The 13,219-nt window shown below is 47.9% G+C and carries 12 protein-coding genes; 3 read left to right on the top strand and 9 right to left on the bottom strand.

Going from position 1 to position 13,219, the window contains the following annotated elements; translation table 11 throughout:
• Positions 1 to 7 precede the first annotated feature (7 nt).
• Together AC4E8D_RS01325 and ytxJ are read right to left on the bottom strand one after the other, a co-directional pair.
• On the bottom strand, positions 8 to 766 hold the full coding sequence (locus tag AC4E8D_RS01325) for a spr1630 family ClpXP-sensitive toxin (RefSeq protein ID WP_490205763.1): 759 nt from the start codon (positions 764 to 766) through the stop codon (positions 8 to 10).
• A gap of 110 nt (positions 767 to 876) precedes the next feature.
• Positions 877 to 1,416, bottom strand: a complete 540-nt coding sequence (ytxJ, locus tag AC4E8D_RS01320) for a bacillithiol system redox-active protein YtxJ (RefSeq protein WP_490205762.1) — start codon at positions 1,414 to 1,416, stop codon at positions 877 to 879.
• Between the two features lie 220 nt (positions 1,417 to 1,636).
• Between ytxJ and AC4E8D_RS01315 the strand changes: the two genes are divergently transcribed.
• Entirely contained in the window at positions 1,637 to 2,491 is an 855-nt protein-coding gene (locus AC4E8D_RS01315; protein ID WP_490205761.1) for a hypothetical protein, read from the top strand.
• Between the two features lie 116 nt (positions 2,492 to 2,607).
• Here the strand turns inward: AC4E8D_RS01315 and AC4E8D_RS01310 are convergent, their stop codons facing one another.
• The 3 genes from AC4E8D_RS01310 to AC4E8D_RS01300 all read right to left on the bottom strand — a co-directional run bounded on the left by AC4E8D_RS01310 (position 2,608) and on the right by AC4E8D_RS01300 (position 4,072).
• The gene (locus AC4E8D_RS01310; RefSeq protein WP_221822277.1) at positions 2,608 to 3,036 is read right to left on the bottom strand and encodes a VOC family protein; all 429 of its coding nucleotides are present in this window, start codon (positions 3,034 to 3,036) and stop codon (positions 2,608 to 2,610) included.
• Positions 3,037 to 3,204: 168 nt separating this feature from the next.
• A complete protein-coding gene (locus AC4E8D_RS01305) occupies positions 3,205 to 3,765 on the bottom strand; it encodes a hypothetical protein (RefSeq protein WP_339181214.1) in 561 nt (186 codons plus the stop codon).
• A gap of 79 nt (positions 3,766 to 3,844) precedes the next feature.
• The gene (locus AC4E8D_RS01300) at positions 3,845 to 4,072 is read right to left on the bottom strand and encodes a hypothetical protein (RefSeq protein WP_017691180.1); all 228 of its coding nucleotides are present in this window, start codon (positions 4,070 to 4,072) and stop codon (positions 3,845 to 3,847) included.
• A gap of 177 nt (positions 4,073 to 4,249) precedes the next feature.
• Between AC4E8D_RS01300 and AC4E8D_RS01295 the strand changes: the two genes are divergently transcribed.
• Positions 4,250 to 5,125: a CPBP family glutamic-type intramembrane protease gene (locus tag AC4E8D_RS01295; protein WP_339181212.1), complete on the top strand. Its 876-nt coding sequence runs from the start codon at positions 4,250 to 4,252 to the stop codon at positions 5,123 to 5,125.
• Between the two features lie 16 nt (positions 5,126 to 5,141).
• Positions 5,142 to 5,903 carry a MerR family transcriptional regulator gene (locus AC4E8D_RS01290; RefSeq protein ID WP_221822284.1) on the top strand — a complete coding sequence of 254 codons (762 nt, stop codon included), beginning with the start codon at positions 5,142 to 5,144 and terminating at the stop codon, positions 5,901 to 5,903.
• A 48-nt stretch (positions 5,904 to 5,951) separates the two neighbouring features.
• Here AC4E8D_RS01290 and AC4E8D_RS01285 read toward each other — a convergent pair whose 3' ends face one another.
• Genes AC4E8D_RS01285 through AC4E8D_RS01270 form a run of 4 tightly spaced genes read right to left on the bottom strand, consistent with a single transcriptional unit; the run spans position 5,952 to position 13,206 of the window.
• Entirely contained in the window at positions 5,952 to 6,824 is an 873-nt protein-coding gene (locus AC4E8D_RS01285) for a sugar phosphate isomerase/epimerase family protein (RefSeq protein ID WP_449003744.1), read from the bottom strand.
• Positions 6,825 to 6,836: 12 nt separating this feature from the next.
• Positions 6,837 to 7,712, bottom strand: a complete 876-nt coding sequence (locus tag AC4E8D_RS01280; protein WP_449003745.1) for a sugar phosphate isomerase/epimerase family protein — start codon at positions 7,710 to 7,712, stop codon at positions 6,837 to 6,839.
• A 38-nt stretch (positions 7,713 to 7,750) separates the two neighbouring features.
• Positions 7,751 to 10,897, bottom strand: coding sequence for an alpha-mannosidase (locus tag AC4E8D_RS01275; protein WP_449003746.1), 3,147 nt, complete (start codon positions 10,895 to 10,897; stop codon positions 7,751 to 7,753).
• Positions 10,894 to 13,206, bottom strand: a complete 2,313-nt coding sequence (locus tag AC4E8D_RS01270; RefSeq protein ID WP_221822291.1) for a glycoside hydrolase family 3 N-terminal domain-containing protein — start codon at positions 13,204 to 13,206, stop codon at positions 10,894 to 10,896. Before AC4E8D_RS01270 ends, AC4E8D_RS01275 begins: the two co-directional genes overlap by 4 nt.
• Positions 13,207 to 13,219: the final 13 nt, after the last annotated feature.

The following is a 13,219-nucleotide window of genomic DNA, read 5'->3' as shown; positions in this document are numbered from 1 at the left end:
CAGGGAATCACCCCCGCTGTTCTCCTTCCAAAATTTCAATATCATAAGCTGCCGGATCAACGATATCTTCCACATCAGGCGTAAGCGCCTCCCGTTCACTATCATCCAGTTCAGCACCAGAGATGAGGTCCGATAAATCTTCTATAAAATAAGCAATATTATCATGCGGATTAGGCAGATAATGCTGAACCTTCGAAATTTGGTATGCATCATCAATAGCATAAGTGAGTATATGAAACTCATTATATGTAGATGCAAGATGTTCAAGTTCTTCTTTCACACGGCTGACCTGACTCTCTGAGATTGGAAAAGAAAGTTGCTCAACCCTCTCCAACTCACCATGTTCATTACGGCGTGGTTGAATCAAAGAAAATTCCAGATCGTTATTAATCTTGGAGAGATCGTGTAAATAGGTACGGAAAGCACCTTTGTTGTCAACGCCCGTAGGTAGCTTGGCACTGGAAAAACTATTCTCATTAAAGTAGGCTGCGTTCTTTATCAGAAACAGAACTTTTGATTCTTCATGTGTGAACTGGAGATAATCCCATGTTAAACCTGCTTTGGATTTCTTGTGAATGAATCCTTGTTCACCGCAATAATCTGCGATTTTGCTCTCAATAAAATTTCCCTTTGTCCAGGCAAAGGCTGAACTAATCTTCATGTTTCTCTTCCGATCTTTACGGTGATCAATATATTCGCGGTATCCTTCAACAATAGCATCAACAAGCATCTGACTATGTTCCGACTTGAACTTATATTGTTCCATATAGATCACTCCGATTCATAAATATGAAGACAAGTTATATTTTAATCGAAGTTCGTGTGCAAAGATATGATTTTTTTTGATATTTTTAAAGTAAACCTATCTCATACACTTCATCCAAATGGATTCTGTGCCCACTGCAATAATCTCTTTTTTGTGATTTTGCCATGAGAGGTATGATGGACGATTTTTCCCTGATCGAGCAGAAGTACCTGGGGTGACTCATGGTGAACCTCTGTCTCTTCCGCAATATGGCGGGACAACGAGCGATTTTCAATCACTTTGACGATGCGGTAATCCATAGGCTGTTTGGGATCTGATGCATGGGTGCCTACAAACGCCATAAACTCTCTGTACGCTCTCGCACTGGTCGGACAAGTTGTGCTGTGTTTCAGGATAAGGACCGGATGAGCCTGCGAGCGATGAAGTGCATCTTCCCAGTCATCCGTTTTGTGCAATTCACGGACATGTTCGCTGAGCATATGTTCCGAGTCTGACCCTGCACGTTTGCTAACCACCGAACCAATCACAATGCCAAGCGCCAAGCCAAAAGCAATCCCGAGTCCAAGCTGCTGCGTAGCCGTACCAATACTGACTCCCATAGCCATTCCTATAGCAAGCCATACGGCTTGATGATTTACTTTTTTCTTCATGCAGATCTTCCCTTCCTGAAATATGTATATCAAGGCAACCTTCCCACCCTATATTCTGATCAAATTATAGCATAGGCCTCTGTGAGCAATCGTTAATAATCTTCATCTCCGGGTACAGATTTCAGTGATTGGATTTATGCAAAATGCTCATTTGTGATACACTGGTTGTAATTTGGAAACGATGAACATGAAGAATGGATTGGAAGGGCGGAAATTCCATATGACATACGCATTTATGATTGAACCGCAGGATTTTATTGCGCTGGATAACGAAGACGAGCTGATTGAGAAATGTCAGGAGTGGGGCTTGCTTTCCGGTAAAGCAACCAAACTCAAAACGTTCTATTATAAAGGAAACGGATTAAACATGCCGTGCACTATCATTGGATATGTGGATCACATGGCAGCTGTTATTCAACTGGATAATGGGCAAAAGCATTGTATTCACCCGTCTTATCTGAAGGAAATGCAAGCTTCCAGTTACAGCGCCAGAAGCATAAGTAATGCCGGGTCAGATCGAAGCACAGAATCGACAACTTCGGATACAGTTGCACCAGTCTCTGCTGATGTTACACCAACTCCAGATACCCTGGTAAACCCGGATGAAATGCCGGTGGATCTGGATGATTCGGACGATACGGACACAGATGAATTCTCCTCTGGGCTGAAGGGTGATCCGGATGGGTTAGTAGAAGAGTATGTTGGACCTCAGTCTGGGGCAGCCAGTGAAGCCAAACCCAAAGCCAAAACAGCGAGCAAAGCTAAGAGCGTCAAGATTGATCTGCCCGAAGGCAAAGTGAAGATGAGTGCCGTTGTCAAAGAGTTTACCACCGTACCGAATCACTTCTCGGACAATGACGATGAAGTCATCATATATGAAGCAGTTACCATTACGGAGCCAGACGTCATCGATGTTGGGGAAGCCTGGTCAAGCCATAGTGCCACCGTTAAGAAACAGGAACTGGAAGTGGGAGATGTCATTACGTTTGAAGCAAAAATTATCAAGAAGAAGCTGACACGTAACCCGGTTCCCTATAAAATCAACAATCCTTCCAAGATTCAGAAGGAAGATTAATCAAGGAAGATTAATCACGATTCATTACAAAAAAGCAAAAAAAACCTCCACAACTGCTCAAAGCAGACCGCGGAGGTTTTTGCCATTTGAAGTTTATATTAGCGAAGAGTACACTCTTAAGCTTGTCCCGGCGTAGCACTGATCTGAAACTGTACGCCAAACTTATCGACAACCGAACCGTAGGCTGGACTCCAGAACGTTTCTTGTATCGGCATTTTCACTTCGCCACCATCTTGCAGTTGGTTGAAAATCGCTTTGGCTTCTTCCGCCGTATCCGTGTTCACTGTAACCGTAATATGATTACCTACAGTGTGCGGCATGCCTGGAAACGTATCAGACAACATTAATACCGAGCTGCCAATCTGCAAAGAAGCATGCATAATACGGTCTTTCGCTTCTGGCGGGATCGGGTGATTCGGGTCAGATGGACCGTCGCCAAATGTTTGTAACGCCAGCACTTCGGCTCCAAATGCCTTTTGATAAAATTCTACCGCTTCACGTCCATTACCGTCTGTTACCAGATACACATTCAAGCTGATCGACATGCGTTCTTCATCTCCTTGGGCTCATGTAATTTATACGATTCACGCCACTTGCGACATGAGTATATATGAACAGGTTGTCCTTTGACAAGCGTATATTTCTACACTCATCTCTGCGGACCTTTACACGATTAGGGTTACCAACATATTCTTAATCCATCCCTCTCTCCACTACTTCTTGCGCCTGCGTATATAGTAGAGAACCGTGATCAAGACACCCGGAACCAGTGCTGCAAAACTGGCATAGATCAGACACCATTTCAACAGGGTACATATCGGAGTGAGTTCAGCAAGCACAGGTGTACGTTCAGGATAACGATACATGATCAGGGACGCACCTATATTTTCAAGCATGTCCATAGCCCAACCTAAGACCGGAATCAGATTCACCCAACGCCAGCGACTCTTTATCGGAAGCACGCGATAGAGTATCGATAACAGAACAACCAAGAGGGACAGATAGGCCAAGGGCCATATGAGGTCAAATGTGAACCGTGCCTGAATATAGGCGCTTCGCCCTGCTTCTCCATACTGCTCAGCCATCTGATAAAGATCATCCGCCGTGTACAGAAACGATGAATCCGGGGACTGCCCACCACCTGTGGCCTCCTCCGACTTTGCCGCCTGCCAGGGCAGAATGAATGCAATAAAACAGGCAAAAACAACAACCGCAGCTACAACCCATTTCCAATTCACCCGCTGATAGAACCAACCTGACACTTTATTCAGCACATTCTGTCCCCTTTCCGATAAAAAAAAGACCACTCTCCCGAATCCTATCGGTAAAATGGTTGTGTTCAATCCTATGAAATTATCGAGCTTGAACGATGTTATCTATTTCACTTTTCAATAAGAGGTATCGGTGAACACTTCTCATGATCGGGACCTTCGTTAGTTTGTTCTTGTCCACGTACAGTTTCATCTGGTCTTTGGTCAAACCAAGCAAACTTCCAGCTTCCGATACCGTCAACACTACCTCTGGGTTCGTAGCATTAAACGTCCTCTTTACTTTCTGATTCCAGTCCTCGAATACCTGCATAGATCAGTGACATCTCCTATCCATAGCCAGTTATTATCAGGCTGAATATATCCAGTATACCACACTTGTGCTGCTCGTAACTTAATCCTTGCGCAGAACCATATTCTGATAGGCATATTCCCTGCTTGACCCTGACGTTAACTCGAGGGTTTATACTGGCTTCAGGAGGGGATTAGCATGAGTATGTCACCTGAACATGTAACCAAGAAACGACGCAGCAGTGGAATAGCCATTATTGGAATGAGTTGGTTAACGATGACATTGGGTTTGTTTTTTGCTACACTCGCAGGGGAGCTTGTCGGCACTATTGGTGCTGCTGATTGGATGGTTCATCTCACCCAAGCTGTTGTCATTATTAGTATCGTCTTACCCGCACTGTTCATCATTCGAAGACACTTCCATATGAAGTCCATTCTTCTTCCTCTGACAGGAAAAAGCATAGTTCACTTGCTCTCTGGCGCATTATTTGCCACTTCTCTGGCCTTCATCGGGTTGGCGATAGCCAGTATGAACAACTGGATTACGATTACGGAGTGGCACTTCTCAGCTGAGTTCTTGCTTGCTGTCGTACTTAATAGTTGTATTGCTTTCTTGTATGAGGCTTTGCCAGAGGAACTATCCATGCGAGGCATGGTCTATGATGGATTACGCTTCAGACTGCGACTTCCTGTGTTTTTCGCTTATGTAACTCAAATCATACTCTTTCTGCTGGTTCCGATGAGTGTCAGCCTATTGCAAGAGCTCGTCGGTATGGATGCCGGAAGCCGGATAACCTTGGATTATATGATCTTGCTCTTGACCTATGGTATTACGTTACAGCTTCTGCGCAGTTTGACCGGATCTTTATGGGCCTCCATCGGATTTCATGTCGCTTACCTGGAAGTAGCCAGATTCGTTGTTATGCCAGGTGATAGACCCGCATTGTTAAACTATACCGCGCAAGATAACGGGTTGGCCGAAATATTTATTTTGTATATGATGATAATCTTCGTCGGTGGGATCATTCTGGCGGTGCTCAATGCATGGCGCTGGTGGAGAATACAGAAATCATGAGGGAGGGATCTGCCTGTTGTATACCGTTGGACAACTATCCAAACATACCGGAGTGTCCATCCGAACACTGCATTATTATGAGAAGCTGGGTTTACTGCGACCGGCCCGTAATGAGAACAATCAGTATCGCTTATATGGTGAAAAGGATATTTTACGGCTTCAGCAGATTACCATTCTGAAGAAAATGCATTTTAAATTGAATGAGATTGGAGAATTCCTCGATCAGGATGCTGCTCGCTCTGAACCAGAGAGTACCCTTACTTTATGGAATAATACGTTGGAACAACAATTGGCCGTCGTTAAGGAACAGCAGGAGAGATTAAGCAAGGTCGAGCATCTTCTTTTTTCAACCCTATATGCCATCAGAGCATCCGGTACAATCAGTCTGGATGAAATGTTGGGTTTCATCCGTGAACTGGATCAGCCTCCGGGCAAGTTCCGTCAAGATGTTTTTACACATGAAGAAATGGAATCGTTACCTCTGAATAATCAGAACAATTCAATATCCCTGGAATGGGCCGATATTCTTAAAGAAATTCATACATGCAAGATGGAACCTCCGGATTCCGAAGCCTCACGGTTACTGGCCATCCGAATCTCTGATTATGCTGAAAGGGCTTTTCAAGGGAATGCAGAATTGGCAGAAAAATATTGGGATTATATCGCCCCAGAGGATGATCAGTCAGCTCGTGTATATGGTATGACAACGGAAACCATGCGTTACATCGAAATGATCCTGGATCGATGGGCAGTCCAGAATCCTGATGATCAACAATAAGGGCCACTTCGAAAAGTGGCCCTTGATCCATTCCTTCTTTATGCTTCGTTACGCCTCTTCCCAGAAGCGACGCAGGTTGTCCATGGCGATTTTGGATGCGGACTTACATTCCTCCATGCCTTCGAACTCCACCGTAATGTGACCATCATAACCGAAGTCTTTGATCAGCTTTACAATTTTACGAATTGGAATGTCACCTTGTCCAACGATGGCCCCACGCAGGAAGTTGCCGTAGGCTGTGGTGAACCATTCACCCTCACCCGGATGCTCATCATAAGGACGGAAGTAGAAATCTTTGAAGTGGACCAGAGAAGCGTACGGCAGATTTTTCATGACACCGATAATCGGATTCTCATCCACGCACATGAAGTTGCCAATATCGAGTGTTGTTTTGAAGTTCGGACGATCTACAGCATGCAGAACACGCTGCACCCGATCACTCGCCTGTACACTGAAGCCGTGATTTTCAATGGTAGTGGTGATACCAAACTGCGCAGCATAATCCGCAATAATCTGGCTTCCCCGCACCATCAGCGGCAGATGTTCCTCGAACCAGGCAATGGTCATCTTCTCTTTCGGCAGGGTAAACGCCGTGACGTCATGACGCATATGTTTTACACCCATCCGGTGAACGACATCCACATGTCTTTTGACCCGAGCCATCTCTTCAGCAAATGCCTCTTCCGTCTCCTGCACAAAATTGGCTGGCATCGAGTAGTTGGACAGTTCAATACCTGCAGATGCCGCCCGTTCCCGAATCGCATCAGCCAGATCATGATTATCCTCCACGGTATAACCGTAAGGAACCATCTCCATATGCTCGCCGCCGTTCGCCGCAATCCAATCGATCACATCCAGCACCGTCATCTCACCCGAATTCAAATCGTTCAACAAACTATACGTGCTCAGGCCCACTCTCATCTGCTCAACTCCCTATCGATATTGTTGGATAAATTGAACTGCCTTGCGAATGTCTCGCTCCGGCTGATCGCCTACCTCACGCTCAATCGTCAGATAACCGGTGTACCCAATCTCCTGAAGAGCTGCAAAGTATCCGTCAAAATCAACGCCACCCTCGCCCAGTGGCACCTCACGGAAGAAGGTTCCGGAAGAGACCATCTCGGCAATCTTATCGTGATCCATAGGTGCATAACCGACTGCACCGTATACATCTCTTGGGTCCACTTCCTTCAGCCGCACCCCATCCTTCACATGGGTATGTACGATGTAATCCTTGAGCAGATGAACGCCCCGCGCCGGATCATCTCCGGTCACCATCACCATATTCGCCGGGTCAAAATTCACCGATACTCCGTTGGTCGACAGCGTATCCAGAAATCCTTTCAAATCAGCAGCCGTTTCCGGTCCTGTCTCAATGGCAAAGTATGCACCAACACTTTTGGCATATTGGCCCAGCTCCTCACAAGCAGCGTGAAGCGTAGCGTAGACTTCCGATGAAGAATCATGTGGAACAATACCGATATGTGTTGTGACGATGTTGGTGCCCAGATCCAAAGCGAGATCCACGATTCGCTTCGACTTCTCTACTTTCCACGGATTATCTTCCTTGACCTGAAACCCATGTCCACCCAGATCGCCGACCAATGCTGAAATGTCGAGACCTAGAGAATCGATGTAACTCTTTAACTCTTTGCGCGCCGCAGGCGACAAATTTTCGGGGTCCATCTCTCCCTTGACGGCGTAGATCTGCACACCTTCTGCACCTACGTCTTTGGCTTTGTTCAACCCTTCCCGTACGCCTACACCAAAGCTATCCACGATGACACCGATCTTGTTCGTTAATTTCATGTCATACCTCCCGTGATTGAATGAGTAACTCTACGTTCTCATATAAATGTAAGGTTCGACTCATTACTGATATCAACAAGTTTCACCGACTTGATCTCATACGGTTTAAAGGTCAGTTCGAATGCTCCATTCACACTAGCCAACGGATGGATCTCATCCTCCAACAGATTAATGATGGACGCTTTGATTTCCTTTTCAGCCCACTGGACATGCACCGTTTCTCGACTGCCTGATGATTCGTAGAAACGTAGTACCGTTCCCGAGCCATCTTCTGCAGGCTTAATTGCATCCAGAATGACATGTTCACTCTGGAACTGAATCCAAGCGTGTTCTGCTGGCAATGGACCAGAATGCTGACTCGCTGCCACAACCTCCAACGGATGGTTAAGCTCCATCGCCCGGCTAACCACGGCAGCTTGTCGCCAATCCCCCTGATGGGGCAGAAATGAATACGTGAACTCATGATCGCCCTGATCGGCATGTTCATCCGGCCATTTCGGGGCACGAAGCAGGGACAGACGTATCGTCCGATCCTTGATGTCATAGCCGTACTTGCAATCATTCAGCAAACTCACACCGCTGTTGCCCTCCGAGATATCCGCCCAACGATGTCCGCAGACCTCGAACTGTGCCTGCTCCCAACTGGTGTTGTTATGAGTTGGACGCTCCAGCGCTCCAAACGGGATTTCATAGGCTGCTTTGGCTGCCACCAGATCCACCGGAAATGCCACCTTGAGCAGCTTATGGCTCTCATTCCAGTTCACTTTTGTATGGAAATCAACACGCCGCTGGTAACGATGCAAAATGATATCCTGACTGATCTCCGATTGATTCAGCTTCCAGACAAAACGCAGTACATCTCGCGTAGCCCCGTGCTGTACAACCTCTCTGGAGATCAACTGCACTTCACCTGCGCGCTGGGATTCAAACCGTGGATCGATATCCCATGCATCCCAGTACGTCGGTTTGTCATGGAAAAACTGCCACTCATTCGCCCGATCACCGGGCTTCAGCCAGTCGCGTCCTACCGTTTTGTCATACCATCTGGTAATCTCTCCCAAGTCATTGAACTCAAGCGTGTAAAATTCCGTTTCCCACGTGGAAGGGAAAAGTTCTTCTTCCCTTAATGGAAGGATAACATCCGGTGCCTCTCGTAGCCATATCGTTGTATACCCAAAAGCAGGAATCGACGGAACATGCACGAGCAGTGTATACTTGTCTTCCTTTTGTTCGAGATCACAGGCCAGACGGTTACCTTCACGATCGAATGCTGCCATCCTGGCGAGGTGAGCATCCCCTGTAATGGTGATATTTTCTCCACGTTCCCAGCCGAGGCTGTTGAATATAATGTAGGGCAGACCATCCACTTCATCTGTTGCAATGTTCTCCGCAAGGGTATCCAGCGTTTCCCGCAGTGCGGATGTACCTAATGCAAATACCTTTGTGTACTCCTCAGTGGACGTTACGTAAACTTCTGGAATCGACGTTCCCGGAATAATGTCATGGAATTGGTTGAGCATAATCAACTTCCAGCCTTCATCCAGATCATTCTTCTTTTGTACGGCGTAAGCCCCGGCAAATTGCCCCCAGATCTCCGCTTCCCGGTACAATACCTCTGCTTTTCGGTTACTACGTTTGTTCCTTGCATGGGTCGTATAGGTTCCGCGATGCAGTTCCAGGTACAAGTCCCCGTGCCATTTTGGCAACGTCGGGTTGTTTAACGATATATCTTCAAAAAAAGCCCCTGCTGTGCTGAATTTGCTGATTGGCTGTCCAACCATCAAATGGGATCGCTCCGCAAACTCCACCATCTCATTCGTCACGCCGCCACCACCATCGCCATGTCCGTAAAGCAACATTTGCTCAGGGTGTACATCCTTTTGTTTAAATGATTGCCAATGTTCATCCACATCTTTGGGACGCGTATGTTCATTCACCCCATGATTCAGATATGCCAGCACGGAAGTGCCATCTATGCCTACCCAGTCGAAGAGGTCATACGGAAACGCATTGGTATCATTCCAATTCAGCTTGGTGGTCATAAAATAAGGAATATTGGCGAGCTTCAGCATCTGCGGCAAGGAAGCACAGTAACCAAAGGTATCTGGCAGCCACTCAATGTTGGAGCGTTTGCCAAACTCCGCCTGGTAGAAGTTCTGCCCATACAGAATTTGCCGAACCAATGACTCACCACTCGGAATATTCAGATCCGGCTCCACCCACATGCCTCCAACCAACTCCCAGCGGCCTTCGGCAATACGGGCTTTAACTCGCTCGTACAACTCCGGGTAATGATCCTTCACGAAGGCATACAACTGCGGCTGGCTCTGGGAATACACAAAATCCGGGTACGTGTCCATCAAGGTACACATGGTCGAAAACGTGCGACTGGACTTGCGAACCGTCTCACGTACAGGCCACAGCCAGGCAATATCAATGTGGGATTGTCCAACCAGATGCATGAAGCCACTTCGATATTCCTCCGGGTCTTCCTGCTGTACCGACTGTGCTAACCCATATTCGAAGTTCTGTATCCAGGCTGCATCACTCCAGCGTTCCGGGTCATTGTACATGTCATCCATCACCTGATGAATGGCCTGAACAAGTGCCATCCGCTTGGGCTCCTTCTCGTTATATGCCCGGAGCGACTCGGCGAGTACCGTAACGCTGTACATCAGGCTCTGCAGTGGCTGATTAATATGAACCAATGCTGCCCGAATGCCCTGAATAGGCGGCTGAATAACAGCTTGTCGGTTGAGTGGATCATGCGGCTCTGGAATCGGATCATAGAGTTCAATCTCCAACTGCGGTGTATTGCCAACACGACTCCTCGGAAGGGGTACGAACCAGTGATTCCGATCCAGTCCATGATAAGGCATGCCATTCACCTTCAACAGCCCTTCTCCTCCGGCATCGAAGATCAGACCAATAGCCTGATCTTGCCATTCCGCCGGAATCTCCACACGTTTGCGCAGAAAATACGTCGTTCCGTGTACGCTGTTCAGCGGATTCAAGTTTTGCATGGCCTTGTTTGCCTGCTCATCTTTATTTTCATGTGCCTGCTCGTACTCGTATTCCCCTGGCCGAATGTATCTGGCCCTCTGCATCTCCCACACTGGAAGCTCGATCGTATCCAGCCATTGCCGCTGTTTCAGATCTTCGATGAATCGCTGAATTCGAATCATACCTCCACCCCCACCTTCTGGATCTGCAGACTGCAAGCGGTCCAATCTGTGGAATTACGGCCAACCATGAGCCTGAATTCACCCGGTTCTACGACAGACTGGAGACGGGAGTCGATCAGTGCGAGATGTTCTTTTTGCACAGGGAACGTAACGGTATGAGTCTGTCCTGGCTCCAGATGGATTTTACGAAAACCCTTAAGTGACATTTCAGCCCGGGTGACCGAAGCCGACATATCCGTGATGTACAACTGTACAACCTCGCTTCCCGATACCGCTCCGGTATTGGTGACTTCAACCATCACCTGCGCTTCATCTTCTGGCCCAATTACGTCTGGTATTACTCTTACATTCTCGTATTTGAATTCGGTGTAGCTCAGTCCATATCCAAACGGATACTGCGGCGCCAGATCCATCTCCAGATACCGCTTGCCACGAGTGCGTTTGGCATGATAATAGACCGGAAGTTGTCCAACATGCTTGGGAATGGAAACCGTAAGGCGACCCGATGGATTCACATCGCCAAACAAAATATCTGCAATCGCGTTACCGCCTTCCTGCCCGGGGTACCACGCTTCCACAATCGCATGGACATGCTCATCAATCCAAGGTTCAGCAATGGGGCGGCCGTTAATATACACGACGATAACGGGTTTCCCCAACTTATGTACCTCCTGTACCATCTCCAATTGAACACCCATGAGATTCAGGGAAGCCCGGTCAATGCCCTCACCACACTCCATGTCGTTCCATGGATCATCGGTCACCACTGAAGCACCTGTCCGCAAATCGATCGTACCTTCACCAAAATCGCGGGCGCTGGAACCACCCATCACCATCACGATGACATCCGCCTGTTCTGCACAGGCGAGCGCTTGTGCAAAGCCCTCTCTGGAATCGCCTTTAATCCGGCAGCCAGGTGCGTACAGCACCTGGCCCGAATCCGCGCCAAGCTTGCGCGTAATACCATCCAGTACGGTGACAATCTGTTCTCTCGGCTGTGGCGAGGTATAGTCCCCAAGCTGGTTATAGATATGGTTCGCGTTCGGACCAATAACAGCTAGCTTCGTACCTGTTTTGGCAAGCGGAAGGGTATCCCCCTCATTTTTCAGTAAAACAATCCCCTCTTGTGCAACTTCCCTCGCCAGCTGATTGTGGTCTTCACATCCGATAACCCGCTCTGCAAACTCTGGATCAACGAAAGGTTGTTCAAATAACCCAAGTCTGAATTTCATCTCCAGCACCCGCCACACAGCCAAGTCCAGATCCTTCTCTTCGATCAGTCCCTGCTCCAACGCCTGAGCGAGATGTTTGCGATACATGTACCCGGACATCTCCATGTCTACCCCTGCCTGAAGGGACTGTGCTACAGCCTGCTCCCCGTTCTCAGCGGTGTTATGTCCATGGACCAGCATCTGAATGGCACCAAAATCAGTAATCACAAACCCATCAAAACCCCACTGCTCACGCAGAAGGTTATTCAGCAGATACGTACTGGATGTGCAAGGTACGCCATCAATCTCGTTATAGGCGGTCATCACGGAGCAAGCCCCGGCTTCCACTGCTTTTTTGAACGGCAACAGATCTATTTCATGTAATTCACGTAATCCCATATGCACAGGTGCTGCATTACGCCCACCCTCCGAGCTGCCATAAGCCGCAAAATGCTTGAGTGTCGCGACAATCGTCTGGTTGGAATCGAGGCGATCACCCTGTAGTCCCTTCATCGCTTCTACTGCAAATTCACCGATTAGGTATGGATCTTCGGCAAAACATTCCTCCGTCCGTCCCCATCTCGGGTCACGTACGACATCAAGCACCGGGGAATACGTTGCCGCTCCCCCCTGGCTCCGGGTCTCCACAGCTATGGCTTCACACATCTTGCGGTATAACTCCATATTCCATGTGCTGCCCACCATTAACGGTACCGGAAAAACTGTTGCCCCGATCGCCATATGCCCGTGGGAACATTCTTCTCCGAACAAAATGGGAATGCCCAGCCGGGAATGCTCCATGGCATACTGCTGAATGACATTCGTGGCAACGGCTCCCTGCCGTGGAGTAAGCCCCGTTTCAAGTGTCACTTCCGTCCATGGATCGGCCCGAAGCACACCATACAGAGAACCAACACCGCCCTGTTCCATGTCCGCTTTGAACTCTTCCGTCACCTGTACTGTACCATCAGCTGCTTTATCATACGTCTTCCATCCCATCGGCTGAATGAGTTGTCCAATCTTCTCTTCCGTTGTCATCCGTCCGATCAGATCCTGAACCCGCTCCTGAATGGGAAGCGAAGCATCTTTATAGTCCATATGCACATTCTCC

The organism is Paenibacillus sp. SRL342 (assembly GCF_984798905.1).
The sequence above is the reverse complement of the archived record's forward strand: the minus strand, read 5'-3'. Positions and strand labels throughout refer to the sequence as shown.